The sequence below is a fragment of the Pseudonocardia sp. CA-142604 genome (assembly GCF_050948475.1).
Lineage (GTDB): Bacteria > Actinomycetota > Actinomycetes > Mycobacteriales > Pseudonocardiaceae > Pseudonocardia > Pseudonocardia alaniniphila.
This window is the reverse complement of record NZ_CP192045.1, coordinates 9,145,257-9,170,453: the sequence shown is the minus strand read 5'-3', so window position 1 is coordinate 9,170,453 and position 25,197 is coordinate 9,145,257. Positions and strand designations below refer to the sequence as shown.

Genomic DNA, 25,197 nt, shown 5'->3' with positions numbered 1-25,197 from the left:
CCACTTCGAGCACGACGCGGTGCAAGACTGGCGGCCGTGGGAAGCTCGCCTACCTCGTCCATCACCGATACCGGCGCCGGCACCTCAGGCCGCCTCTTCGAACGGGCCTGCGCCGCGATCCCCGGCGGGGTGAACAGCCCGGTGCGGGCGTTCACCTCGGTCGGCGGCACGCCACGCTTCATGGTCTCCGCCACCGGTCCGTGGCTCACCGACGCCGACGGCAACCGCTACGTCGATCTCGTCAGCTCATGGGGACCGATGATCCTCGGCCACGCGCATCCGGCCGTGGTCGAGGCCGTCCGCTCCGCAGCGGCCGACGGTCTGTCCTTCGGCGCCCCGACGCCGGCCGAGATCGAGCTAGCCGAGGAGATCATCTCCCGGGTCGACCCCGTGGAGCAGGTGCGGCTGGTCAACTCGGGTACCGAGGCGACGATGAGCGCGATCCGGCTCGCGCGTGGTATCACCGGTCGCCGGGTGATCGTGAAGTTCGCAGGCTGCTACCACGGACACGTTGACGCGCTGCTGGCACAGGCCGGCTCCGGCGTCGCCACGCTGGGCCTGCCGACCAGCCCCGGGGTCACCGGGGCCCAGGCCGCCGACACGGTGGTGCTGCCCTACAACGACCTCGACGCCGTCCGCGCTGTGTTCGCCGAGCGCGGTAGTGACATCGCCTGCGTCATCACCGAGGCCGCGGCCGGGAACATGGGCGCGATCGCGCCACGTCCGGGCTTCAACGCCGGGCTCCGCGAGATCTGCCATGCCCACGGCGCCCTGCTCGTGGTCGATGAGGTGATGACCGGATTCCGCGTGTCGCCCGGCGGCTGGTTCGGCCTCGACGGGGTGGCGGGCGACCTCTACACCTTCGGCAAGGTCATGTCGGGCGGGTTGCCCGCGGCCGCGTTCGGCGGTCCGGCCGCGCTCATGTCGCACCTCGCGCCCGCCGGGCCGGTGTACCAGGCGGGGACGCTGTCGGGTAACCCCGTGGCCGTCGCCGCCGGTCTGGCCACCCTGCGCAACGCCACCGCCGACGTCTACGCGGCGCTCGACGCGCACGCGGCCCGGCTCGGCACGATGATCGGCGACGCGCTGCGCGCCGAGGGGGTGCCCCACCGCGTCCAGTTCGCGGGGAACCTGCTCTCGGTGTTCTTCAGCGACGACGAGGTGCACGACTACGCGGGGGCGCAGGCCGCAGCCACGTGGCGGTTCCCGGCGTTCTTCCACGCGCTGCTGGAGCGGGGGGTGTACCCGCCCCCCAGCCCGTTCGAGGCGTGGTTCGTCTCGGCGGCGCTCGACGACGACGCCTTCTCCGTGATCGAGGCAGCCCTGCCGGCGGCGGCCAAGGCAGCGGCGACGGCCACCCCTCCGGCGGAGGCAGCACAGTGAGGCACCGCTGCTCCGCCATCGCGGTCGTGACGGGGCAGGCCACGGCGAGGGCCGGCGCGTGAGCAGCGGAGTGCGCACCGTCGTGCATCTGCTGCGCCACGGCGAGGTGTACAACCCCAGCGGGATCCTCTACGGCAGGCTGCCCGGGTTCCACCTCTCCGAGCACGGGCACAACCAGGCCGAGATCGTGGCCAAGGCGCTCGCCGACGCCGACATCACGGTCGTGCACGCCTCGCCGTTGCAGCGTGCGCAGGAGACCGCCGCGCCGGTCGCGGCCGCCCACGGCCTGGAGGTCATCACCGACGAGAGGCTGATCGAGGCGGACAACCGCTTCGAGGGGAAGACGGTCTCGGTCGGCGGCGGGGCGCTGCGCGTGCCGCGGTACTGGCCGCTCCTGCGCGACCCCTTCACGCCCTCCTGGGGTGAGCCGTACCTGCGCATCGCCCACCGCATGCTCGCCGCGGTGCACAGCGCGCGCACGGAGGCGGAGGGACACGAGGCGGTGTGCGTCTCGCATCAGCTGCCGATCTGGACGCTGCGCCGGTTCGTCACCGGCCAACGGCTCTGGCACGACCCCCGTCGCCGCCAGTGCGCACTCGCGTCCCTGACGTCGCTGGTGTTCGTCGGCACCGAGCTGACCCAGCTGCAGTACAGCGAGCCCGCCGGCGGCAGCAGCCCAACGGTGACCGGCGCATGAGACGGATCGCGATCGCCGTGGCCGCAGCCCTGTTGCTGCTGGTGGCCGGGTGTTCCACCACGAAGGATGCGGTGGACGAGGGCACGAACTTCGAGTTCGTCGCACCTGGCGGGCAGACCACGATCCTGTACGACCCGCCGTCGAGCCGCGGCCGGGCGCCCGCGATCAGCGGACCGAGCCTGCTGCACGACGGTCAGACCGTCGGGGTGAGCGACTACCACGGCAAGGTCGTGGTGCTCAACATCTGGGGCTCGTGGTGCGGCCCGTGCCGGGTGGAGGCGCCCGAGCTGCAGAGCCTGCAGGACCAGACGGGGGCCGTCGTACTCGGTATCGACGTCCGGGACGACCGGTCCGCGGCCACCGACTTCGTCCGTGACCGGAGCATCACGTTCGACTCGATCTTCGATCCCCCCGGCCGCAGCCTCGCCGCGCTGAGCGGCTACCCCCGCAACACCGTGCCGTCCACGATCGTGATCGACCCGCAGGGCAGGGTGGCTGCTGTGTATCTGACGTCGATCCGGGTGAGCGAGCTGGCCCCGCTGGTGAAGCGTCTGCAGGCCGAGCAGGCCTGAATCGGTCACCCGGTCGGAACGGTTCGAAACCGTTGATTCACTACACGTTGTAGAACCCGGTGCGCGCGGCGCCGGGCGCCGGGCCTACGCTCGTGGTCGATGGACCCCACGACCACCCTCGCGGTCTCCGGCCCGCTGCTGCTCGCGGTCGCCGTCGCCGTGCTGGCGGGGGCCGTGAGCTTCGCGTCTCCGTGCGTCGTGCCCCTCGTGCCCGGATACCTCGCGTATCTCGCGGGGCTGGTGGGCGCCGACTCCCCGCCTGCCACGCTCGCCGAGGCGCGGGAGCAACGCAGCGGGCGATGGCGGGTGGCCGGGGCGGCGGCGCTGTTCGTGGCCGGGTTCACGGTCGTCTTCGGAGCCATTCTCGTCGGCGTCGTCTGGTTGTCCGACGCGCTGGTGGCCAACCAGGGCGTACTGCAGCGGGTCGGTGGCATCGTCATGATCGTGATGGGGCTGGCGTTCGTCGGGCTCATCCCCGTGCTGCAGAACGAGCGCCGGGTGCACTGGGTGCCGCGGCTCGGGATCTGGGGAGCGCCCCTGCTGGGTGCGGTGTTCGGCCTGGGCTGGGTGCCGTGCATCGGCCCGACGCTCGCCGGGGTCGTCGCGGTGGCCGCAGGCACCGGCGGTGGCTCGTTACGCGGCGTCGTCCTCACGGTGGCCTACTGCGCCGGGCTCGGCGTGCCGTTCGTGCTGATCGCGCTCGGGGCGGCGCGGGCCGTGCGCGCCCTCGGCTGGTTGCGCCGCCACACACGTGCGATCCAGATCGCCGGCGGGGCGCTCATGCTGGCCGTCGGGTTGCTGCTCGTCAGCGGTCTGTGGGACGGGCTGCTCGCCCAGCTGCAGACCTCCGTTGCCGGCTTCACCCCGGTGATCTGACGATGGCGACCTCGACGGAACTGGCGACTCGCCCCCCGGAGAAGGGCGACCCGCGGCCGGCGAACGGGTGGATCGCGATCCTGCGCAACGCCTGGCGGGCGCTCACGTCGATGCGGACGGCGCTCATCCTGCTGTTCCTGCTCGCGCTGGGTGCGCTGCCGGGCGCGCTGCTGCCGCAGCGCTCGCTCAACCAGCAGCTCGTCGACCAGTACTTCACCGACCACCCGACGATCGCGCCGCTGCTGTCTCACCTCGGCTTCTTCGACGTCTTCGCGGCGCCGTGGTTCGCCGCGGTCTACCTGCTGCTGATGGTGTCGCTGGTCGGTTGCGTCCTTCCCCGGACCATCGAGCACGCGAAGGGCCTGCGCGCCGCACCCGTCGCGACGCCGCGCAACCTCGCCCGGCTGCCGCACCACGCCACCGCCACCCTCGACCTCTCCCCGGACGAGGCCGCCGAGCGGGTGCGCGGCAGGCTGCGTGGCTGGCGCAGGACGGAGAAGGAAGCCGGCTCCGGTCGCACGATCTCTGCGGAGAAGGGCTACCTGCGTGAGGCCGGCAACCTGCTGTTCCACCTGAGCCTCATCGGACTGCTCGTCGGGTTCGCCGGCGGCAAGCTGTACGGGTACGAGGGCCAGGTCATCGTGATGTCGGGCGGCGGGCAGTTCTGCAACACCGGCATCCTCGGCTACGACTCCTTCCAGGCCGGCCTGCGAGTGGACGGCACGAATCTCACGCCGTTCTGCGTGCAGGTGAACGACTTCGACGCCACCTACCAGCCGAACGGGCAAGCCGAGAGCTACCGCGCCGCCATCGGTTACCAGACCACGGCCGACCTGCAGTCCGGTCACGTGAACCAGTGGCGGCCCTACCAGCTCGAGGTCAACCATCCGCTGCGCCTGGACGGCAGCCGCGTCTACCTGCTCGGCAACGGGTACGCGCCGAAGTTCACGGTGACGTTCCCCAACGGGCAGCAGCGCACCGGCGAGATCCAGTGGAAGGCCGTCGACCAGAACACGATGCTGTCGGAGGGCGCCACCAAGTTCGAGCCGCCGGGCGTCACCGACGAGCAGCAGCGCCGCTCCAGTCAGCTCGCCATCACGGGACTGCTCGCGCCCACGAGCTCGCGGGGCAACGTCGTCACGTCGGTGTTCCCGGCGCTCGACGACCCAGAGGTCGCGATCGACGTGTACCGCGGGGACCTCGGGCTCGACGACGGGCGCGGTCAGTCGATCTTCGAGGTGGACCAGAGCCAGATCGACTCCGGTGCGCTCAAGCGGATCGTGCGCACGAACCTCGTGCCGGGCCAGTCGGTCACGCTCGACGACGGCACCACCGTGCGCTTCGACAGCGTGCAGAAGTGGGTGTCCCTGCAGGTCAGCCATGACCCGGGGCAGGACGCCGTGCTCGTGTTCGCCGTGCTCATGCTCGTCGGGCTGGGGTTGTCGCTGAGCATCCGGAGGCGCCGCTTCTGGGCCAGGCTCGTCCCCACCGCGGACGGCACCCGGACGGTCGTGGAGATCGGTGGCCTCGCCCGCACCGACCGGGCGGGCTACGGCGAGGAGTTCGACCGCATCCGCGCGGATCTCCTGGGTGGCCCGGCCGATGGCGATTCCCCGGCGGCTGATGCCCAGACCGGTGATTCCCCGGCAACTGATTCTTCGGACGACGATTCCCCAGGGCTCGATTCTCCCGGCGAGGATCTTCCCGCAGGCGACTCCCGTCAGGACGCCTCCCACAGCGGCAGTTCGCTCGGCGACAATTCCGCCGCCGACGGCTCGGTCACGGCAGCGAAGGACGGCTGATGCTCTCCGAATTCGCCCTCTACAGCGATCGCCTCTTCATGGCGGCCGTCAGCGTCTACGTGCTCGCGATGGTTCTGCACGGCGCCGAGTACGCGGTGCAGAGATCCGCGAAGGCGGTACTGGTGGGTGCCGGCGGTCCGGCACTCGACACGAGGTCCGACGAGCCCCGGCCGGACGCCCCCGCCGGCCGCAGCCGGGCCGAGCGCTTCGGGCGGATGGGCGTGTCGCTCGTCGTGCTCGGGGCCGTGCTGCATGCCGCGTCGATCGTCCTGCGCGGGCTCGCCGCCCAGCGTTGGCCGCTGGGCAACATGTACGAGTTCACCTCGGCGATCTGCCTCGCGGCGATCGTGGCGTGGCTCGTGATGCTGCGCCGGTCGCCGGCAGCACGCCCTGTCGGGCTCTTCGTGCTGTTGCCCGTGGTGATCCTGTTGTTCCTCGGCGGCACGGTGTTGTACGCGCCTGCCGCGCCCGTGATGCCCGCGCTGCAGTCGTACTGGCTGGTGGTGCACGTCACCACGGTCAGCATCGCCTCTGGCCTGCTGATGGTGCCCGGCGTGGCCAGCCTGCTGTTCCTGCTGCGGCGGTCCGGTCGCCTGGCCGACTTCGCCGACAAACTGCCGAGCGCCGACGCGCTCGACCGGCTCGCCTACCGCGTCACCATCGTCGCTTTCCCGCTCTACACATTTGCGATCATGGCCGGCGCGATCTGGGCTGAGGCGGCATGGGGCCGGTTCTGGGGCTGGGACCCGAAGGAGACCGTGGCATTCGTGGCCTGGGTCATCTACGCCGCGTACCTGCACGCCCGCGCCACGGCAGGCTGGCGTAACGGCCCGGCGGCATGGGTGAACGTCGCCGGTTTCGCCGCCATCGTCTTCAACTTCTTCTTCATCAATATGGTGGTTTCCGGCTTGCATTCCTATGCCGGACTCGGCTGATCGGACTCGTAACACTCGCACTGGCGCGTGTGGCTCGACCGGACGCATGAGCGCGACTACCGTCGGCCTTTGTGCAGGTGATCAGCGGTCGGCCTGGTGGGATGTCGAATGACGGAGCGTAGCCCCGGGGACGATCGCGACTACCCGGACGGCTCCGTGGGTCGTTATGTACGCGAGCGCTGGGGCACCCTCCCCAGCCGCACGCCTCCCTCCGGAAACCCGGCTGTGCCGGAACCCGACCCGCCGGGGCCGACCTCCGCACCGGTGATGCCCGCCGCGCCGGCGGATGCCTCGCCCAACGGTTCCGGCGCCGCCGCCGGGATGCCGTGGGGCCATGCGGTTCCCGGCGGGGACCGGCCGTCCGACGCGCAGGCCACGCCTCCGCATCCGTGGCGCTCGAGCGGGGCGGGCCCGCGTAGCCGCGGATGGACCGATCCCGCCGCTGTGGCTGCGCAGGAGGCGCAACAGGCGCGTAGCGGGTCGGACCAGCGTCATCAGGAAACGACGGACCTCTCGTCGGCCCGCCTGCTGCGTCAGACTCCGCGCCCCCCGCAGTCCGGGTGGCGCCTGGCGGTCTACAAGATGTCCGGGCGTTTGATCAACCCGGGTGAGAGCCCCTCCGACGTTCGACGGCGCGAACTCACCGCTCGACTCAACAAGCCTTTACTCGGCTGCTACAAGATCGCGATGCTCAGCCTGAAGGGCGGGGTCGGAAAGACCACCGTGACTGCCACCCTCGGTGCGACGTTCGCCTCACTTCGCGGCGATCGCGTGGTTGCGGTGGACGCCAATCCCGACCGCGGGACGCTCAGCCAGAAGATCCCGCTGGAGACCAGCGCCACCGTGCGCCACTTGTTGCGGGACGCGCAGCGGGTGCGTCGCTACACGGATGTGCGCGCATACACGTCGCAAGGACCGTCGCGCCTCGAGGTACTGGCCAGCGAGCAGGACCCAGCAGTCTCCGAAGCATTCAGCGAAGAGGACTACCGGCGCACCATCGCGCTGCTCGAGCACTTCTACAACATCGTGCTCACCGACTGCGGCACAGGACTCATGCACTCCGCCATGTACGGCGTGCTGGGCCTGGCCGACCAACTGATCATCGTGTCGTCGGGATCGATCGACGGGGCACGCAGCGCGTCCGCAACGATGGATTGGCTCGACGCGCACGGGCACGGTGACCTGGTACGGAACTCCGTGGCGGTACTCAACTCCGTGCACCGGTCCTCGGGCGGCGTCGACCTGGACCGGGTGGCTGAGCACTTTGCGGCACGTTGCCGAGCAGTGGTGCGAGTTCCGTACGACCCTCATCTCGAGGAGGGTGCGGAGGTGGATCTGGACCGTCTGGCGCCTGCGACGCGGCTTGCGCTTCTGCAGCTCGGTGCTGCGGTGGCGGATGCCTTCGAAGGTGCCTCGGTCTGACGGCGGTCCGGTGGCCGCAGTGCCACAGGCCGCCGCCTGATGGGTTTCACCGCCGCTTCATGAGCGACGTCGTTCAGTGGTGGTGAGCCGGAGCGCCCCGGCCGCAAGGGCCGGGGTGCCAGCTCAGGCGCCGGGAGGGTCGTCCCGTCGCCGGACTCTCTCGTCGAGTTGACGAAGGAAGTCGGGGTCATCATCAGGACCGCTGACCCGTGGCCTCCCGGAACCCGTGATGGGCCGGCGAGGGGGTTGCGGAACCTGCGAACTGCTGGTGCTCATCGCTTTCCACAGCACCAGAGCGATGACCGCGGCGCCGACGAACGCGATGAGGAACAACACTCCAACCACCTCCGGCGTCGAGGTTAGCGGAGCAGAGGCGTCAGGGTGGCGGAGAGCCTGATTGCTGTCCGCACCGTCACGCGCACAGCTACTACCAGGGCGCTCAGGGGCGCGACGGCGGTAACGTGGCCTCACTGGTGAGGTCGGCCAGCATGCTCCGCACCTCCGACTCCCGGAAGCGACGGTGTCCGCCGGGAGTGCGGATGGAACCGATCCGACCGGCGGACGCCCAACGCGTCACGGTCTTGGGATCGACGCGGAAGAGAGCCGCCACCTCGCCAGGGGTGAGCAGGCGCTCGTTGCTGCTGGCCTGAGTCGTCGTGATTGTCATGTGGACCTCCAGAGCCGCGGGGCGTTTCCGGGCCATCGTGACACCTGGGACCCCACGTACTCGAACGGTTGTCCGGAGGTAAAGGGCTCTTCAAGGACGAACCGGACACGAATCGGACACCGCAACGCGTCGCCATCCGGCGGACGTAGGCTCACGATATGACCTCGCCACCCACCGGGCACCCCCCCGCGGGGCAGCGACTGGGTCTCGCTGCCACCGTAGGGCTTTACGCGCTGGCCCGGCTCGGTCTCGTTGCCATCGTGACGGCGATCATGCTCCTGACGGGCACGCCGTTCCTGATTGCGCTGCTCATCGGCCTGATCGTCGCCCTGCCGTTGTCCATGGTGCTCTTCCGCGGACTGCGCAGCCGCCTCGACACGGCGCTGTCGGAGAGCCGTAGTCGGCGGTCGAGAGAGCGTTCCGCATTGCGGGCGCGGCTGCGTGGTGAGGGGGATCTCCCCGCCGCACCGGGCTCAGGCGACCTGCCCGAGCGCCAGCCCGATTCCCGTGAGGACTGACCAGGCGAGCAGGAGAATGCCCGTTTGGGACAACACGCGAATCAGTTTACGACCGGATGCCCCGCTCAGGACCTCGCGCGCCAGCATCACAACGAGCGGCAGAGTCAGCAAACCGAGCAGCATCGGCCAGCTGCGCAGGCCCGCTAGCAGCGACAACAGCAGTGGCACGGTCACGAGTGCGACGTACAGGCGGCGGGTGTCGGTGTCGCCCAGCACGACCGCGAGCGTGCGCTTACCCACAACAGTGTCTGTTGGGATATCCCGCAGGTTGTTTGCAACCAGCACCGCACATGTGACCATGCCCACTCCGACGGCTGTGACGATCGCGAGGGGCCCGGGCGGACCGCTCTGCGTGAGCACCGTTCCCAGTACCCCGATGGGGCCGAAGAACACGAAGACCGCCACCTCGCCCAGGCCGGAGTAGCCGTAGGGCCGCTTCCCGCCGGTGTAGAACCACGCCCCTGCGATGCAGAGGGCGCCGACGGCGATCAGCCACCACTGCTGGCTGAGTGAGACCAGCGTGAGCCCGGCCAGTGCTGCGATCGAGAGAACGACGATCGCGATGGTCCGCACCGCTGCCGGTTCGGCGGCCTTCGACCCCACCAGCCGCAACGGGCCGACCCGCTCGTCATCGGTGCCGCGAATGCCGTCGGAGTAGTCGTTCGCGAAGTTCACCCCGACGACCAGCGCCACCGCGACGATCAACGCGAGCACGGCGCGCCCCGGCGCGACGACGCCTGCGCCGATCGCCGCGCCCGTGCCGGCGAGGACGGGGGAGACGGCGGTCGGCAGGGTGCGGGGGCGTGCGCCCTCGATCCATTGCGCGATGGTGGCCACGGGCAAACGTTATCCGGCTGGGGTGCCGGTGTTCACCGGTGCACCGGCGGCTCCCGTCGTGCAGGCCGTCACCGCTCCCAGGTCGGGCACCGCCGCCGCGTCGAGGTACTCGGCGGTGCCGATGCGCAGCCACCGGTCCGTCCCCTGGCCGACGGCGCACTGCACGGGCACCATGGCCTGCTGCGCGACGATCCCGGTCACCTCGGCGCCCGCGTGCGGAGCCGCCAGCACCTTCGGGGTGCCGACAACCTTGGACAGACGCTCGGAGCCGGTCCACAGGTAGTCCACCGTGACCCACGCGTTGTCGTCGAGTTCGAGGGCGTCCCAGAAGAGCCCGTCGGCGAGGTCGATGCCTGCGGGGTTGAGGACCTCCCGGTCGGACTGGTCCTTCCCGTCGTTGTAGTCCTCCTTGTACGCGGCCTGGGCCTGTGGCAGGCCTTGGGCGAGGTCGGTCCACTCCTGGCGGACGTCCTCGGGGTTCCAGTAGTCGTCCCGCGTGTTCCACGGCCCGACGTCCCAGACCGGGGCGAACGCGCAGCGGCCGTTCGGCGCGCAGACCTTGACCGAGTAGTCGCTGGTGTCGCGGGGCGACAACCCGCGCCGCGACGGCAGGGCGACGAAGTGGTCGCGTTCTGTGATCACGTGCCCGTTCGCCGTCGTGCCACCGACGAGGCCTTCGCGGGTGGCGAACACGCGGAACTGGAGCGCGCCGTGCTCGCCGACGGGCGCGGCGAGCGGCCTCGTGGCGGGCCGGGCAGTGAGGGTGACACTGCGAACGGTGGGTCCGGCGCCCGGCGGGCCTGCGAGCACGAGCCTGCCCTGCACCTCGGACGAGGGTTCGGGCAGCTCCGCGACCAGCGCATCGGGGTCCGGCTGGGCGGGCACCCACTCGGTCCAGCCGCCGTTGCTGCGGCGGCCCCGCACGTCGACGACGGCCGTGCTGCCGGCGGGCACGTCGCCGACGACGGTGGCGACGACCTGGTCCGTCGGGGCGGGTAGCTGCTGGGACCGGAGCGTGAGCAGCCCGGTCGGCACAGCGGCGGCGCCCCTGGGCACCGGTGCGTCCTCGACGGGGGCGAGGAAGGCACCCGTGCCCTCCAACTGGACGGTCCCGCCGACGATCCGGACGCCCGCAGGATCGCCGGTGGCGAGGTCGGGTGCCCAGGAGGCGATGGCCACCGGTTGTGCGACCGCCGGTGTCGCCAGACCTGCCGATAGTGCGCTCGCGAGGACGAGTGATGCCAGTGGTGCTGCCGTCGCGACCAGGCCACGCATGGCGCTCCCTGTTACTCGTGTGACTGGAGTGGTCTACGAGGCGCAGCACATATCACGAAACTGTAGCGGTCAATCAACGGAGAGTGAGGGCCACGATGGAGTGGTCCTGTCCGGGTCAGTTCCCCGGGACCTGCTCCACGGCGAGAAGGGCCGCTACCGCGCGCCGGTCGGGCTTGCCCACGCCGCGCAGCGGGATCTCGGCCACGGTGCGCAGCAGCCGCGGTACCGCGGCCCGGCCGAGCTCATCGCGCACCGCGTCCCGGAGCCGGTCGAGGCGTGCCGCTGCCGGTTCGTCGCCGTCCGGGGGGTCCACGACGAACGCCGCCGCCACGACCTGGCCCCACTCCGCGTCCGGCAGCCCGACGACGCACGCTGCGCGCACACCGGGCTGCGCCACCAGCACGCGCTCCACCGCGGCAGGCGCCACGTTCTTCCCGCCGGTGACGATCACGTCGTCGGCGCGGCCGAGCACCTCCAGCCGGCCGTCGCGCCACCGGCCGAGGTCGCTGGTGCTGAACCAGCCCTCGCCGAACACCGCTGCGGTCCCTGCAGGGTCGCCGAGGTAGCCCTCGGCGAGGGTGGGGCCGCCCAGGCGGATCCGGCCGCTCTCGTCGATGCCGACCACGACCCCGTCCAGCGGGACGCCGTCGTAGACGCAGCCGCCCGCCGTCTCGCTCATGCCGTACGTGGTGACGATCCGTGCACCCACGTCGCGGGCGCGGGAGCGCAGCGCGGGTTCCAAGGCGGCCCCGCCGACGAGCACGGCGTCGTAGCTGCGCAGCGCTTCGAGAGCGGCGCCACCGGCGTCGAGGATCCGGGCGAGCTGGGTGGGAACCAGGCTGGTGCACCGCCTGCCGGCGGCGAGTTCTCCGGTGGCGGCCGCGAAGTCGGCGGGCCGGAAGCCGTCGCGCAGGTCCTGCAGCACCGGGGCTGATCCTGCGAGCAGGGAGCGCACGATCACCTGCACCCCGGCGACGTGCTCGGCGGGAAGCGCGAGCAGCCACGACGCGGGCCCGCCGAGCCGATCCGCGGTGGCCGTGGCGGACGCGCGCAACGCCGCGGCCGAGAGCACCACGAACTTGGGGTCACCCGTGGAACCCGAGGTCGGGATCACCAGCGCCACGCCCGGCCCGGGTGCAGCCGTGGGCGTCGCGGAGGAGCCGGGCGCCCGGGGCAGCAGGGCCGGGCCTCCGTCGAGCGCCTCCCGGAGCGCGGCCGCGAGTTCGGCGACCGCGGCGGGCGACCCGTCCACGGGCACGATCCGCAGGTTGTTCACCCGTTTGCCTCGCTATCGCTGTGAACCCGACGGCCCGTACGAGCGTGTGCTCAGTAGTGCCATGGAAACGGGGACCAGTCGGGGTCGCGCTTCTGCAGGAACGCGTCGCGGCCCTCCACCGCCTCGTCGGTCATGTACGCGAGCCGCGTGGCCTCGCCCGCGAAGAGCTGCTGGCCGACCAGCCCGTCGTCCTGCAGGTTGAAGGCGTACTTGAGCATCCGCTGCGCGGTGGGCGACTTGCCGTTGATCTCCCTGGCCCACTCCAGCGCCACCTTCTCCAGCTCCGCGTGCGGCACGACCGCGTTGACCATGCCCATCCGGTGCGCGTCGGCTGCCGAGTACTCGCGGCCGAGGAAGAAGATCTCGCGGGCGAACTTCTGGCCCACCATCCGCGCCAGGTACGCCGAGCCGTACCCGCCGTCGAACGAGCCCACGTCGGCGTCGGTCTGCTTGAACCGGGCGTGCTCGGCGCTCGCCAGCGTGAGGTCGGCCGTGACGTGCAGCGAGTGGCCTCCGCCCGCCGCCCAGCCGGGCACGACCGCGATCACCACCTTCGGCATGAACCGGATCAGGCGCTGGCACTCCAGGATGTGCAGGCGACCGGCCCGCGCAGGGTCGACGGTGTCGGCCGTGTCCCCGGAGGCGTACTGGTAGCCGGTGCGCCCCCGGATGCGCTGGTCGCCGCCGGAACAGAACGCCCAGCCGCCGTCCTTCGGAGAGGGCCCGTTCCCCGTGAGCAGCACACACCCGACGTCCGGGGTGGTGCGAGCGTGGTCCAGCGCGCGGTACAGCTCGTCGACGGTGCCGGGACGGAAGGCGTTGCGCACCTCGGGCCGGTTGAAGGCGATGCGCACCGTGCCGCCCTCCGGCCCGGCGGCCACGGCCCGGTGGTAGGTGATGTCGGCGAAGTCGAAGCCCTCGACCACCCGCCAGGCGGCGGGGTCGAACAGCTCGGACGGGGCAGCGGTGTTCACGAGCACCGACCCTATGTGGGACGCACGCCGGCCGGAGCCGCCACCTGCCCGTACGGTGCGTGCCGGCCGTGATCGGTGCCACGTCCCACGGGTTCACACCCCGCAGCGCCGGCCCGGTGTCCAACGCACCGGATCAGCGCGACTGCCGGTCCCGGCCGTTGTCGGCGAGGTGCGCGAGCAGGCGTTCCGCCGCACTCCCGGACCACTCGACGAGCACGAGCGTGGCATCGTCGCGCAGCTCACCTCTGCGGTGCTCACGCACGGCATGGGCGAGGCGGCGCAACGTCTCCGGAGCCGGGAGCTGCGCTGCGGCGGCATGCTCGGCCAGCTCGACGAGCCGGGCGACGCCGAACTCCTCGCCGGTCTCGTCCCTGGCCTCCACCACGCCGTCGGAATGCAGCAGGATCCGGTCGCCGGGCTCGAGGAACTCCTCACCGAGATCGTCGGGCTGGGGCATCATCGTCGCCACCCGCCCGAACGGCATACGGAGCACGGCGTCGAGCGTGCGCACGGCCTTTCCCCTGCGCAGCAGCACCGGGGGCGGGTGCCCGGCCACGAGGTAGCGCAGCCGGCCCGACTCCAGGTCGAGCCGGGCGAGCACGCCGGTGACGAACCGGTGGTCGCTGAACTGCTCGGTGAGCGCGGCGTCGATCCGGCGGGCGATGGCGGGCAGCCCGTGGCCTTCCCGGCGGGCGGAGCGGGAGGCCGCGAGCGTCACCGAGGTGGTGAGGCCTGCGCTCAGGTCGTGGCCGGAGGAGTCGAAGATCGCGAAGTCGGTACGCGCCGCCGCGACGGCGTAGTCGAAGGCGTCGCCGCTGACGTCGTAGGCGGGTTCGAGCACCGCGGCGAGCGCGAGCCCCTGACCGCCGACGGTCAGCGGGGGTAGGAGCTGCCAGAGCAGTTCCCCGGCCACCGACATCGGCCGGGAGCGCCGGGCCACGGCCAGCTCGTCGTTCTGCATGGCCTTGGAGACCGTGAGGTGCGCGACGAGCGCAGCGACCGCCAGGCAGTGCTCGGCCAGCACAGGGTCCGTGGAGTTCATGTGGGCGGGCAGCACCACCCGGCACACCCCGAGGCGTTCCGCACCGTCGATCAGCGGCACCCAGAGCAGGCGGCGACCGTCGTCGTGGCCGCCCTCGTGCACCGCGCCGAGCTGGTATGCCCGCCCGGCCAGCGTGCCGTCGATGCGCAGTGGGTCGCCTGCGCCGGCGCGCAGCGGGCGCAGATGCTCCTGCTCACGATCGGCGACGAACAGTTCCGGGTGCAGGTCCAGCGGGGCGAGAGCCGCCTCGAGCATGTCGCCCAGTGAGTTGCCGGCGATCAGGTGGGAGGCCGCGAGTATGTCGAGTATCGCCCGGTGCCAGCCGGGGTCCAGGCGTTCCACCACGTCCCGAACCTAGCGCGGGCGGACGCCCTGCCGGCCGGACCGGACCGCGGCGGTCAGCCCACCGGACGTTCCAGCGTGACCAGGAGCCCGTCCACCCCGCCGGGGCCGACCCGGCCCTTCACCTCGGTGGACGTGATGGCCTTGAGCTGCCAGCCCTGCGCTGCCTCGTCGTTCAGCAGCTTCTCCAGCTTGTCGGCCGAGAGCTTCCCGCCGATGAGGCTCTCGCGCAGCTGCAGGACCCGGTACTCGTATCGCGCCATGATCCAAGATTGCCAGCAATTCGTCAGTCGGCGAACGGGCCCCGGGCCGGGTGCCGCCGCTGGCAGGATCCCTCCCGTGCGAACCCTCTCCCAGGCCGCGGACGCGCCCCTCCCGTCCCGCCCCGGGGCGGCGGGGTGAAGCAGGTCCGGCAGACCGAGTCGGTCAACGCCCAGGTGCTGGACGCGCTGCGCGCGGCCGTCATCACGGGAGAGCTGCAGCCCGGCACGCTGCACTCGGTGCAGACGCTGGCCACGCAGCTCGGCGTCTCGCGCACGCCCGTGCGGGAGGCGCTGATCAAGCTGTCCCAGCAGGGCATGGTCCGCTTCGAGCGCAACCGCGGGGTGCGGGTGCTGCAGACGTCCTTGCACGACCTGGAGGAGGTCTTCGCGCTGCGCCTGCTGCTGGAGGTGCCGGCCACACGTCGCGCGTGCCGGCAGATCGACGAGGCAGGCCGCCGTGAGCTGCGCAGGCTCCACCAGGCGATGGAGCGCGCTGCCCGTGCCGGGAACGAGTACCGGATGTGGGAGCACGACCGCCGGTTCCACCTCGTGCTGCTGCAGGCGTCGGGAAACCTGCGGCTCGCCACGTACGTCGACGGGCTGAGGGACATGGTGCTGCGCCGCGGCGTCTCGACGGTGAGCCGGTCACGCAGCCTCGACGACATCGTGGCCGAGCATCGCGAGGTGCTCGACCGCATCGACGCCCGTGATGTGGCGGGCGCCGCCGAGGCGATGCGGGCCCACCTCCTGCGCACCGCGGAGCTGCTCATCGCGCAGGAGGCGGGGGCGCCTCCGGGCAGCGTCGACGTCGATCTGGGGTGGACCGGACCCTGATCCATGGTCGAGTGCGAATGCATTGACGAGTGGCATGCCACATGCCACGGTCGGCCCTGGTACGCGCTGGGCGCGCGGGCCGTATCTCAATGTCGAGAGGACCACGATGGCGACTGCGAACAAGGTGAGCGTGATCCCGTGCGGGGCGATGACCGCGGACCTGACCTGGTTGCTGTTGAAGCCGGGGCGCTCGATCGTCGATCGGAGCCACAAGAACAACCCGGCGCCATGGGTGGACGTCCCCTCCCACTGTGTGCTCGTGGAGACCGACGAGGGCAAGATCCTCTGGGACACCAGCTGCCCGCGTGACTGGGACGAGCGCTGGGGGCCGACCGGCCTGCAGGAGTTCTTCCCGTACGACAAGGTCTCGGACGACGAGTACCTCGACTCCCGCCTGAACCAGATGGGCGTGGGGCTCGACGAGATCGACTACGTCATCCTGTCGCACCTGCACTTCGACCACGCCGGCAACGCCCAGATGTTCAAGAACACCAACGCGAAGCTCGTCTGCCACGAGAAGGAGCGGGAGTTCGCCTTCGGGTTCGGTGGCCTGTTCAACGGCGCGCACCTCAAGACCGACTACGAGGGCCTCGACTTCCAGACGGTCTCCGGCGACACCGAGTTCCTACCCGGGGTGAAGCTCATCGAGACGCCGGGGCACACCGTGGGCACGATGTCCATGCAGGTCACCCTCCCCGACTCGGGCACGATGATCTTCACCTCCGATGCGGTCTACATGGGGGAGAGCTACGGCCCTCCCGCCACGCCCGCGGCCATCGTCAACAACCTGGAGCAGTTCTACGCATCGGTGGAGAAGCTGCGGGGCATCCAGGAGGACACCAACGCGACGATGGTGTTCGGGCACGACGCCGAGCAGATCCACCAGCTGCGCCTGGCGCCGGAGGGCTCGTACACGTGACGCCCGTCGACGTACTTCTTCCCGCGGAGGCGAAATAAATGACAGTGCCCGACGTGGAGCTCACCGAGGAGACGATCTTCACCTGGGGTGCGCCGCCCTTGAAGTTCGGCGCCGGCGCCTCTGACGAGGTCGGCTTCGAGATGGCCGGTCTCGGCGCGAAGCGCGTGCTGATCGTCACCGACCCGGGGATCCATTCGCTCGGGGCGCCGCAGCGCATCGCCGACAACCTGCGGCGCTACGACATCGAGTCGGAGATCTTCGACGGCGTGCACGTCGAGCCCACCGACGACTCGATGAACAAGGCCACCGAGTACGCCCGCGCGCAGGGGCCGTGGGACGGGTTCATCGCCGTCGGCGGCGGGTCGGCGATCGACACCGCCAAGGCGATCAACCTGCTCACCAGCCACCCCGGCGAGCTGATGGACTACATCAACAAGCCGATCGGCAACGCCAAGACGCCGCCGGGCCAGCTCAAGCCGCTGATCGCGATCCCGACCACGGCGGGAACCGGCTCGGAGTCCACTGCGATGTGCGTGCTGGACATCCTGTCGATGAAGGTCAAGACCGGGATCAGCCACTGGCGGCTGCGCCCGACCCTCGCCGTGATCGACCCGCTGCTGACGATGAGCCTGCCGGCCCAGGTCACCGCGGCGTCCGGGATGGACATCGTCTGCCACGCGGTGGAGAGCTACACCGCGCGCTGGTACACCACGTTCGACCGCAAGAAGCCCGAGGAGCGGGTCACCTACTGCGGCTCCAACCCGGTGTCGGACCTGTGGTGCGAGAAGGCGATGAACCTCATCGCGCAGTCGTTCCGCAAGGCGGTGCACGAAGGCGCCGACAACCTCGAGGCGCGCTCGAACATGATGATGGCCGCCACGTTCGCCGGAATGGGATTCGGCAACTCGGGCGTGCACATCCCGCACGCCAACGCCTACCCGATCGCCGGGATGGTGAAGGACTACCACCCCGCGGGCTATCCGGAGGAGGAGCCGATGGTCCCGCACGGGCAGTCGGTGTCGCTCACCGCGCCCGAGGCGTTCCGGTTCTCCTTCGAGAGCGCGCCGGAACGCCACTTGCGGGCGGCCGAGCTGATGGATCCGCGCGCGGACAAGGTGAACGACCCGCGCGAGCAACTTCCGTCGGTGCTGATCTCGCTCATGCGCGACATCGACATCCCCAACGGGATCGGCGCCGTCGGCTACACCGAGTCGGACGTGCCCGACCTCGTGCCGGGCACGATGAAGCAGCAGCGGCTCCTGGCCACGTGCCCGAAGACGCCGACCGAGGACGACATCGCCGACATCCTGACGAAGTCGATCCAGAACTGGTGAAGGTGGCGGCGGTCGACCGACCACGTCGACCGCCGCCGTTCCGCTCGGAGGGGCATATGCCGATCTACGTCTTCAAGTGCGAGTGCGGGATGCGCTTCGAGCACCTCGCCTCGTTCGGCGCGGCCGCTCCGGCCTGCCCGTCCTGCGGCGGGGAGACGCGCAAGATCCCGGCGGGGTTCAGCCTCGGCGGTCAGGCCGACACGGGGCTCGCGAAGGAGCAGATGCCCCAGACCTGGCGCGGCACCTACGAGGGGAACCGCGAGTACGTCACGGGGCTGCGCCGGCAGTGGGAGCGGCGCCAGCGGCTCGAGGCCAAGCACCCGGAGCTGGCAGGCGACCAGCGGCCGATCATCGCCCATGAAGGGCGCTATCACGACGTACCGCTGCGGGCGGGCGACCCGGTGCCGGGCGCGGCGAGCGGCCACGGCCACGGCCACGGGCATGGCCACGGGCACGGTCATGGTCACGGCGACAAACCGGCCGCGGCCCCTGCGGCCAAGCCCACGTCCGGCTCGGAACGTGCGTCATCGTCGAACACCCCAGACTGAACCCGTGAGCACGCCCCATCCCATCTCTTCCGACACCGCCGACCTGCACGCCGACCTCGCCAAGGCCGTCCGTGGGCCCGTCCGGTTCGACACCGCCACCCGCGCGATGTACTCCGCCGACGCCTCGAACTACCGGCGGGTGCCGATCGGGCTGGTCACCCCGCTCGACCCCGACGACGTCGAGGCCGCTGTGTCGGTCTGCAGCACTCACGGGGTGCCGGTGCTCCCGCGTGGCGCAGGCACGAGCATCGCCGGACAGGCGGTCAACACGGCGGTGGTGCTGGACTTCACGAAACACCTGAACCGGGTGCTGGAGATCGATCCCGAGGCCCGCACGGCGCGGGTCCAGCCCGGCCTCGTGCTCGACGCGCTGCGTGACGCGGCCCGCCCGCACGGCCTGACGTTCGGGCCCGACCCGTCCACGCACAACCGCTGCACGCTGGGCGGGATGATCGGCAACAACGCGTGCGGGTCGCACTCGGTGGCCTGGGGCAAGACGGTCGAGAACGTCCACGCGCTCGACGTGCTCACCTACCGCGGGGAGTACCTGCAGCTGGGCCGGGGCGTGCCTGCCACCGGACGCGTCCCCGACGCGCTCCGCAAGCTCGCAGAACGCGCAGGCGACGGCGTGCGCGCGTCGTTCCCTGATCTCACCCGGCGGGTGTCCGGGTACAACCTCGACCAGCTGCTCCCGGAGAACGGTTTCGACCTGGCCCGGGCCGTCGTCGGGACCGAGGGCACCTGCGTGACGGTGCTGGAGGCGACGGTCCGGCTCGTCGAGTCGCCTCCGGTGCGCGCGCTGGCGGTGCTCGGCTTCCCCGACGCCTACCTGGCCGCCGACCACGTCACCGTGGTGCGGGATCTCGGCCCGTTGACGATCGAGGGCATGGACGCCGGGCTGATCGCGGCGCTGCGCGCGCACAACCCGGCGGAGACGGCATCGCGCACGCTCCCCGAGGGCGGCGGCTGGCTCTACGTCGAGACCGGCGGCGCCACCCGGGCCGAGGCCGAAGCCGCGGCGCACGCCGTCGTCACGGCGATGAAGCCGTACGGGGCGACGAGCGTGGTCGTCTCCGATCCGGCGGCGATGAAGGCGCTGTGGCGTATCCGGGAGGACGGCGCCGGCATCGTCACGCGCTCGCCCGACGGCGGCGAGGCCTGGCCCGGCTGGGAGGACGCGGCCGTGCCGCCGGAGCGGTTCGGTGCCTACCTGCGCGAGTTCGACGCCCTGCTCAGCCAGCACCGGCGGCGGGGCGCCTACTACGGGCACTTCGGGGACGGCTGCCTGCACATCCGCATCGACTTCGACCTGGCGAGCCCTACCGGGATCGCCGATTTCCGCAGCTTCATGGAGGACGCGGCCGACCTCGCCGTCGCGCACGGTGGTTCGCTCTCGGGGGAGCACGGCGACGGCGCCGCGCGCGCCGAGCTGCTCCCTCGCATGTACCCGCCGGAGATCATCGCGGCGTTCGAGGAGTTCAAAGGGGTCTGGGACCCCGACGACCGGATGAACCCCGGCCGGGTCGTCCGCCCTGCGAAGCTCGACGAGGACCTGCGCGTGTTCGTCGGCATGCCGACCCTCCCCGACGAGCCCGTGCTGGCGTTCGGGCACGACCGCGGTTCGTTCACCCGCGCCACCCGCCGCTGCCTCGGAGTGGGCAAGTGCATCACCGACCACGGCGGGGTGATGTGCCCGAGCTACCGCGCGACGGGCGAGGAGATGCACTCCACCCGCGGACGTGCCCGGCTGCTGTTCGAGATGGCCTCCGGAGAGGTCGTCACCGGTGGCTGGCAGTCACCCGAGGTGGCCGAGGCGCTGGACATGTGCCTGTCCTGCAAGGGCTGCAAACGCGACTGCCCGGTGGGCGTGGACATGGCCGCCTACAAGACCGAGTTCCTCGCTCAGCGCTACCGGCGCAAGCTGCGACCGGCGTCGCACTACTCCATGGGTGCCCTGCCGCGATGGCTACGCCTGGTGGGACGGCTCCCGGCCCGCATGGTCGACGGCCTGAACGCCGCCGGGCGGGGCAGGCTGGGGGCGCTGGCGAAGCGGGTGGGCGGGATCGACCCGCAGCGCGCGATCCCGCCGATCGCCCGGCGCCGCTACACCGGTGTTCGGCGGAGCCGGCGCCATGCCCGCACGGCCGACGCATCGCGGGGACGTCTCCTGCTGTGGCCCGACACCTTCACCAACCACTTCGACCCCACTGTCGCCGCCGCCGCCGTCGCCGTGCTCGAACGGCTCGGCTATGCCGTCGAGCTGCCGCCACGCGAGGTCTGCTGTGGGCTCACCTGGACCTCCACGGGCCAGGTCGACACCGCGCGCCGTGTGCTGCGCCGCAGCCTGCGCACGGTCGAGCCGTGGCTCCTGGAGGGGGTGCCTGTCGTCGGGCTCGAACCGTCGTGCACGGCGGCGCTGCGTGCCGACGCCGCCGAGCTGCTCCCCGGCGACCCGCTCGCCGGGCTCGCGGCCACCGGCGTGCGCACCTTCGCCGAGTTGCTCGCCCAGCACGCCGACGAGTTGCGGGACGGCGTCGTCACGCAGGGTCTGCGGGCGCTCGTCCAGGTGCACTGTCACCAGCACGCCGAGCTCGGCAACGACGACGACCGCGCCGTCATGGCCGCGCTCGGCGTCGAGGCCGAGGTGCTCGACTCGGGCTGCTGCGGGCTGGCAGGCAACTTCGGGTTCGAGAAGGGCCACTACGACGTGTCGATGGCGTGCGCCGAACGGGTGCTCCTCCCTGCGGTACGCGCGGCGGACCCAGCCGTTGCCGTCGTCGCGGACGGCTTCAGCTGCCGCACCCAGCTCCGCCAGGCCGGCACCCGCGAACCGGTCCACCTCGCGCAGCTGGCCGCCCACGCGCTCGGCCTCACCCCGACCTCCTGACCTGGACCGACCAGGAGCCCGTCAGCGCCTCGTGGCGTAACGCACGACGTGGCGCAGCGAGCTCACTCCAGGACGCTCGTTCCACCGGGGACGGGAGAGGACGTGACCGGCGACTCAGCGGCAACACCGACGACCGGCAGCCCGAGCCGTCTCGGGCGGATACTGGACGGGCCGCTCACCGGCCTCTCCCCCTGGATCGTGCTGGGCGTCCTGGAGGGGGAGGGCTGGATCGAATGGGCTGCGGGGATCGCCCTTGCACTGTCCGTGGTCTTCCTCGTCGCCGACATCGCCCGAGGGCGTTCCCTGAAGCTGCTCACCGTGGTCGATGTGATCTTCTTCGCCGGGCTGCTCATCCTCGTGCTGCTGATCAACCCGGTCGGCAAGGCGTGGCTGGAGACCTGGATCGGGGAGATCAGCAACATCACGCTGGTGCTCATCGCTGCCGGTTCCATGCTCGTGCGCAGGCCGTTCACCCTGCAGTACGCCCGCGAGCAGGTCGACCAGAAGTACTGGCACCTGCCGACCTTCGTCCACACCAACTACGTGATCACCGGCGTGTGGGCAGGCGCGTTCCTCGTCTCCGCCGTCGCGGGTTTCTACGGCGACGCCGTGCTGCAGAACAGCAACAACATCTGGACGGGCTGGGTCATCCAGATCGGAGCGATCATCGTGGCGCTGCAGTTCTCCGAGTGGTACCCCGGCGTCGCGCGGGCTCGGGTCGCGCGGGAGCAGGGCCGCACCGAGCCGTCGCCGTCGGTGGTCTCGCTGCTCGACCCACTGGCCAGGTGGCTCGTCCCGATCGGCATCCTCAGCCTCGTCCTCGACGGTGGGCCGACCTGGCTGGGGATCGCCTTTATCGTCGCGGGCTTTGCGATCCCGGCACTCCTGCGCCAAGCAGACCGAGCGGCCCCGGCAAGTACCGGATGACCGCTTGTCCCCGGCTCGGATCGGGTGTGGACCTGGGCGAGCGATTGCGGGGAACGGCGCCGCCCCGGTCGTCGTTCACGGTGCAACCCCGCGCTCCCCAGGAGGAAGCCCGTGTCCGCTCCTGCACCTCCTGATCGTGCGATGACGAGGACGCTGGCGGCGTTGGGGCTGGTGGGCGCGGGGATCGCGGTGGTGCTGGTGGGGCTGCTGCACGTCGTGGCGGCAGACCAGGTCAACCCCGTGCGGCGCACGATCAGCGAGTACGCGCTCGGCGACTCCGACTGGATGTTCGACGTCGGCGTGCTGGGGCTCGCGGCGGGTTCCGCGCTCGTGCTGCTGGCCCTGGTGCGGGCCGGGATCGTGCCAAGGCGCTCGATCGCCGCGGCCCTCCTGGCGGTCTGGACGGTGGCACTCGTGGCCGTCGTCGCGTTCGACAAGGCCAACTGGTCCGTGGGGCCGACGCCGAGCGGGTACGTGCACCGCTTCGCGAGCCTGGCCGCGTTCAGCAGCCTGCCCCTGGCGGCGCTGGCGCTCGGCAGGCGGTGGCGGGCCGATCCGCGGTGGGGTGCGTTCGCGGCCTGGTCGCGGTGGTCGGGCGCGCTCACACTGGGGTGGCTCGGCGTGATCGTCGTGGCCGTCGCGTTGCGCCCCTTCACCGGTGTGCCGTGGTGGCAGCTGGTGCCGCTCGGGCTGGTCGAGCGCGGGTTGGCGATCACCGCCGTCGTCACTGTCGTCGTGCTCGGCCGGTGGGCCGCGAGGGAGGTCACCCCATGACGGATCGGGCGCTCGTACTCGGCGGTGGGGGCATCACCGGAATCGCGTGGGAGCTCGGGCTCCTCGCCGGGCTGGCCGAGCGGGGCATCGACCTCACCGGTGCCGACCTCATCGTCGGCACGTCGGCCGGTGCCGTGGTCGGCGCCCAGATCGCCACCGGCGTCGACGTCGAGGAGCGGTACGGGGCGCAGCTTGCCCAGCCCCCGGGCGAGCGCGCCGCGGCGCTCGACAAGGGCACGATGCTGCGGCTGGGGCTCGCGATGATCGGGCGACCCGACGCGCAGCGGGTGCGGGCCCGTATCGGGAGGCTCGCGCTGCGGGCGAGCTCCGTGCCCGAGGCCGAGCGGATCAGGGTGATCGGGGAGCGGTTGCCGGTGCACGAGTGGCCGGAGCGCGCGCTGCGCATCACCGCCGTCGACGCCCACACCGGCGAGTTCGTCGTGTTCGACCGCGACGCCGGCGCGCCGCTCGTCGAGGCCGTGGCGGCCAGCTGCGCGGTGCCGGGGATCTGGCCGCCGGTGACCACGGCAGGGCGCCGGTTCATCGACGGCGGGGTGCGCTCGCCGGTCAACGCCGACCTCGCCGCCGGGTTTCCCCGGGTCGTCGTCATCGCACCCGTCGTGCGGGGGATCGGGCCGTTGGTCGGCGTGGACGCGCAGGTCGCTGCGCTGCGCGCCGACGGGTCCCGGGTCACGGTGGTGAGCCCGGACACCGCGGCGGTGACGGCCATCGGTCGTAACGTGCTCGACCCCGCGCGCCGGGCCCCCTCGGCACGGGCCGGGCGAGCACAGGCTGCTGCGGCTGCCGAGGCCGTGGCCGAGGTGTGGAGCAGTTAGCGCCGGGCGCCTCGTGGGTAGCCTCCGGTTCATGTCGCGCGTACCGAATCTTCGACTCAACAACGGCGTCTCGATCCCCCAGCTGGGATTCGGCGTTTTCCAGATCGACCCGGACCAGACCGCCCCCGCCGTACGCATGGCGTTGGAGGCCGGCTACCGGCACATCGACACTGCGCAGGGCTACAACAACGAAGAGGGCGTCGGGCAGGCGATCCGCGAGTCGGGAATCCCGCGCAGCGAGGTCTTCGTCACCACCAAGCTGGCCAACAGCCGCCACGGTCACGACGAGGCGATCGCTGCCCTCGACGAGAGCCTTGGGCGCCTCGGCCTCGACCACGTCGACCTCTTCCTGATCCACTGGCCGCGTCCGAAGGCGAACCTCTTCGTCGAGACCTGGCGGGCCTTCGAGAAGATCGCGTCGGACGGCAAGGCGCGCGCGATCGGGGTCTCCAACTTCCGCGTTCCCGACCTCCAGCGCCTGGCCGCGGAGACCGGCACGGTGCCCGCACTGAACCAGATCGAGCTGCACCCCTGGCTCCCGCAATCCGAGCTCCGCGCCTACCACCAGAAGCACGGGATCGCGACCGAGGCCTGGAGCCCGCTGGGCAAGGGCGGGGACCTGCTCGCCGAGCAGGTGGTCGTGGCGCTCGCCGAGAAGTACGGGAAGAGCCCCGCCCAGATCGTGCTGCGCTGGCATCTCCAGCTCGGCAACATCGTCATCCCGAAGTCGGTGACGGCCTCGCGTATCAGCGAGAACATCGACGTGTTCGACTTCGAGCTCTCCGACGACGATGTGGCGAGCATCAGCGAGCTCGAGAACGGCCGTCGCCTCGGACCGGATCCCGACGTCTTCGGCTGATCGACCACCGATCGGGCTGCTCCACGCTGCGGGCAAGGCCTCGTCGCCCTAGCGTTGCGCCGATGTTGGCAATCACCGATAACGCGGCCGAAGCCATCAAGTCCCTGACCACCGACGCCGAGCTGCCCGACGGTGGGGGCCTGCGCATCTCCGCCCCCGACCCTGAGCAGGGCCTAGAGCTCTCCCTCGCAGGCCAGCCCGGTGCGGAAGACGTGGTCCTCTCCGGCGAGGGGGTGAGCGTCTTCCTCGAACCGACGGCGGCGGAGGTCCTGGACGACAAGGTGCTCGACGTCCAGCCGGTACCGGGTGCCGACGGCCAGCCCGAGCTCCGCTTCGCCATAGGGCTGCAGGAGGGGCAGCCGGAGGCCTGAGCCTCGCCCCGAGTCCCCCAGGGGTGG

Annotated in this window: 25 protein-coding genes; 18 read left to right on the top strand and 7 right to left on the bottom strand. The window is 71.3% G+C overall.

Features of this window, described 5'->3' with window-relative positions:
- Positions 1 to 36 precede the first annotated feature (36 nt).
- From hemL to ACQPZQ_RS41730, 7 genes are all read left to right on the top strand, one after another.
- A complete protein-coding gene (gene hemL, locus ACQPZQ_RS41760; RefSeq protein ID WP_433290001.1) occupies positions 37 to 1,383 on the top strand; it encodes a glutamate-1-semialdehyde 2,1-aminomutase in 1,347 nt (448 codons plus the stop codon).
- A gap of 58 nt (positions 1,384 to 1,441) precedes the next feature.
- Positions 1,442 to 2,080, top strand: a complete 639-nt coding sequence (locus ACQPZQ_RS41755) for a histidine phosphatase family protein (RefSeq protein ID WP_433290000.1) — start codon at positions 1,442 to 1,444, stop codon at positions 2,078 to 2,080.
- A complete protein-coding gene (locus ACQPZQ_RS41750; RefSeq protein WP_241040288.1) occupies positions 2,077 to 2,652 on the top strand; it encodes a TlpA family protein disulfide reductase in 576 nt (191 codons plus the stop codon). Before ACQPZQ_RS41755 ends, ACQPZQ_RS41750 begins: the two co-directional genes overlap by 4 nt.
- Positions 2,653 to 2,751: 99 nt before the next feature.
- A complete protein-coding gene (locus ACQPZQ_RS41745; RefSeq protein ID WP_344725920.1) occupies positions 2,752 to 3,528 on the top strand; it encodes a cytochrome c biogenesis CcdA family protein in 777 nt (258 codons plus the stop codon).
- A 2-nt stretch (positions 3,529 to 3,530) separates the two neighbouring features.
- Positions 3,531 to 5,330, top strand: coding sequence for a cytochrome c biogenesis protein ResB (resB, locus tag ACQPZQ_RS41740; RefSeq protein ID WP_433289999.1), 1,800 nt, complete (start codon positions 3,531 to 3,533; stop codon positions 5,328 to 5,330).
- Positions 5,330 to 6,265, top strand: coding sequence for a c-type cytochrome biogenesis protein CcsB (gene ccsB, locus ACQPZQ_RS41735; protein ID WP_433289998.1), 936 nt, complete (start codon positions 5,330 to 5,332; stop codon positions 6,263 to 6,265). The genes resB and ccsB overlap by 1 nt, the downstream gene beginning before the upstream one ends.
- Before the next feature lie 108 nt (positions 6,266 to 6,373).
- Positions 6,374 to 7,687, top strand: a complete 1,314-nt coding sequence (locus ACQPZQ_RS41730) for an AAA family ATPase (protein ID WP_433289997.1) — start codon at positions 6,374 to 6,376, stop codon at positions 7,685 to 7,687.
- 439 nt (positions 7,688 to 8,126) lie between these two features.
- On the opposite strand, the gene ACQPZQ_RS41725 is transcribed toward ACQPZQ_RS41730, so the two are convergent.
- A complete protein-coding gene (locus tag ACQPZQ_RS41725) occupies positions 8,127 to 8,354 on the bottom strand; it encodes a BldC family transcriptional regulator (RefSeq protein ID WP_169400036.1) in 228 nt (75 codons plus the stop codon).
- 158 nt (positions 8,355 to 8,512) lie between these two features.
- Between ACQPZQ_RS41725 and ACQPZQ_RS41720 the strand changes: the two genes are divergently transcribed.
- Positions 8,513 to 8,872: a DUF4229 domain-containing protein gene (locus ACQPZQ_RS41720; protein WP_433289996.1), complete on the top strand. Its 360-nt coding sequence runs from the start codon at positions 8,513 to 8,515 to the stop codon at positions 8,870 to 8,872.
- Here ACQPZQ_RS41720 and ACQPZQ_RS41715 read toward each other — a convergent pair.
- The 6 genes from ACQPZQ_RS41715 to ACQPZQ_RS41690 form a co-directional block, all read right to left on the bottom strand.
- Positions 8,828 to 9,709, bottom strand: coding sequence for a 1,4-dihydroxy-2-naphthoate polyprenyltransferase (locus ACQPZQ_RS41715; protein WP_433289995.1), 882 nt, complete (start codon positions 9,707 to 9,709; stop codon positions 8,828 to 8,830). The genes ACQPZQ_RS41720 and ACQPZQ_RS41715 overlap by 45 nt on opposite strands.
- A 9-nt stretch (positions 9,710 to 9,718) precedes the next feature.
- Positions 9,719 to 10,984: a hypothetical protein gene (locus ACQPZQ_RS41710; RefSeq protein WP_433289994.1), complete on the bottom strand. Its 1,266-nt coding sequence runs from the start codon at positions 10,982 to 10,984 to the stop codon at positions 9,719 to 9,721.
- Positions 10,985 to 11,099: 115 nt separating this feature from the next.
- On the bottom strand, positions 11,100 to 12,251 hold the full coding sequence (menE, locus tag ACQPZQ_RS41705) for an o-succinylbenzoate--CoA ligase (protein WP_433299639.1): 1,152 nt from the start codon (positions 12,249 to 12,251) through the stop codon (positions 11,100 to 11,102).
- A 59-nt stretch (positions 12,252 to 12,310) separates the two neighbouring features.
- Positions 12,311 to 13,234 carry a 1,4-dihydroxy-2-naphthoyl-CoA synthase gene (locus tag ACQPZQ_RS41700; protein ID WP_433289993.1) on the bottom strand — a complete coding sequence of 308 codons (924 nt, stop codon included), beginning with the start codon at positions 13,232 to 13,234 and terminating at the stop codon, positions 12,311 to 12,313.
- 133 nt (positions 13,235 to 13,367) lie between these two features.
- Positions 13,368 to 14,621, bottom strand: a complete 1,254-nt coding sequence (locus ACQPZQ_RS41695) for a PP2C family protein-serine/threonine phosphatase (RefSeq protein ID WP_433289992.1) — start codon at positions 14,619 to 14,621, stop codon at positions 13,368 to 13,370.
- Positions 14,622 to 14,674: 53 nt separating this feature from the next.
- Entirely contained in the window at positions 14,675 to 14,881 is a 207-nt protein-coding gene (locus ACQPZQ_RS41690) for a DUF4177 domain-containing protein (protein WP_241040297.1), read from the bottom strand.
- 135 nt (positions 14,882 to 15,016) lie between these two features.
- Between ACQPZQ_RS41690 and ACQPZQ_RS41685 the strand changes: the two genes are divergently transcribed.
- The 10 genes from ACQPZQ_RS41685 (at position 15,017) to ACQPZQ_RS41640 (ending at position 25,170) form a co-directional block, all read left to right on the top strand.
- Complete coding sequence (locus ACQPZQ_RS41685) at positions 15,017 to 15,715, top strand: GntR family transcriptional regulator (RefSeq protein ID WP_433289991.1); 699 nt, start codon at positions 15,017 to 15,019, stop codon at positions 15,713 to 15,715.
- Positions 15,716 to 15,821: 106 nt separating this feature from the next.
- On the top strand, positions 15,822 to 16,634 hold the full coding sequence (locus tag ACQPZQ_RS41680; protein ID WP_433289990.1) for an N-acyl homoserine lactonase family protein: 813 nt from the start codon (positions 15,822 to 15,824) through the stop codon (positions 16,632 to 16,634).
- A gap of 38 nt (positions 16,635 to 16,672) precedes the next feature.
- A complete protein-coding gene (locus ACQPZQ_RS41675) occupies positions 16,673 to 17,968 on the top strand; it encodes a hydroxyacid-oxoacid transhydrogenase (RefSeq protein ID WP_433289989.1) in 1,296 nt (431 codons plus the stop codon).
- 56 nt (positions 17,969 to 18,024) lie between these two features.
- On the top strand, positions 18,025 to 18,516 hold the full coding sequence (locus ACQPZQ_RS41670) for an FmdB family zinc ribbon protein (protein WP_433289988.1): 492 nt from the start codon (positions 18,025 to 18,027) through the stop codon (positions 18,514 to 18,516).
- A gap of 4 nt (positions 18,517 to 18,520) precedes the next feature.
- Positions 18,521 to 21,403, top strand: coding sequence for an FAD-binding and (Fe-S)-binding domain-containing protein (locus ACQPZQ_RS41665; protein WP_433289987.1), 2,883 nt, complete (start codon positions 18,521 to 18,523; stop codon positions 21,401 to 21,403).
- 102 nt (positions 21,404 to 21,505) lie between these two features.
- Positions 21,506 to 22,330 carry a hypothetical protein gene (locus tag ACQPZQ_RS41660; protein ID WP_433289986.1) on the top strand — a complete coding sequence of 275 codons (825 nt, stop codon included), beginning with the start codon at positions 21,506 to 21,508 and terminating at the stop codon, positions 22,328 to 22,330.
- A 141-nt stretch (positions 22,331 to 22,471) separates the two neighbouring features.
- Positions 22,472 to 23,104, top strand: a complete 633-nt coding sequence (locus tag ACQPZQ_RS41655) for a DUF998 domain-containing protein (protein ID WP_433289985.1) — start codon at positions 22,472 to 22,474, stop codon at positions 23,102 to 23,104.
- The gene (locus ACQPZQ_RS41650) at positions 23,101 to 23,940 is read left to right on the top strand and encodes a patatin-like phospholipase family protein (RefSeq protein WP_433289984.1); all 840 of its coding nucleotides are present in this window, start codon (positions 23,101 to 23,103) and stop codon (positions 23,938 to 23,940) included. Before ACQPZQ_RS41655 ends, ACQPZQ_RS41650 begins: the two co-directional genes overlap by 4 nt.
- Before the next feature lie 31 nt (positions 23,941 to 23,971).
- Complete coding sequence (locus ACQPZQ_RS41645; protein WP_433289983.1) at positions 23,972 to 24,799, top strand: aldo/keto reductase; 828 nt, start codon at positions 23,972 to 23,974, stop codon at positions 24,797 to 24,799.
- A gap of 62 nt (positions 24,800 to 24,861) precedes the next feature.
- The gene (locus ACQPZQ_RS41640) at positions 24,862 to 25,170 is read left to right on the top strand and encodes an adhesin (protein WP_344725887.1); all 309 of its coding nucleotides are present in this window, start codon (positions 24,862 to 24,864) and stop codon (positions 25,168 to 25,170) included.
- Positions 25,171 to 25,197: the final 27 nt, after the last annotated feature.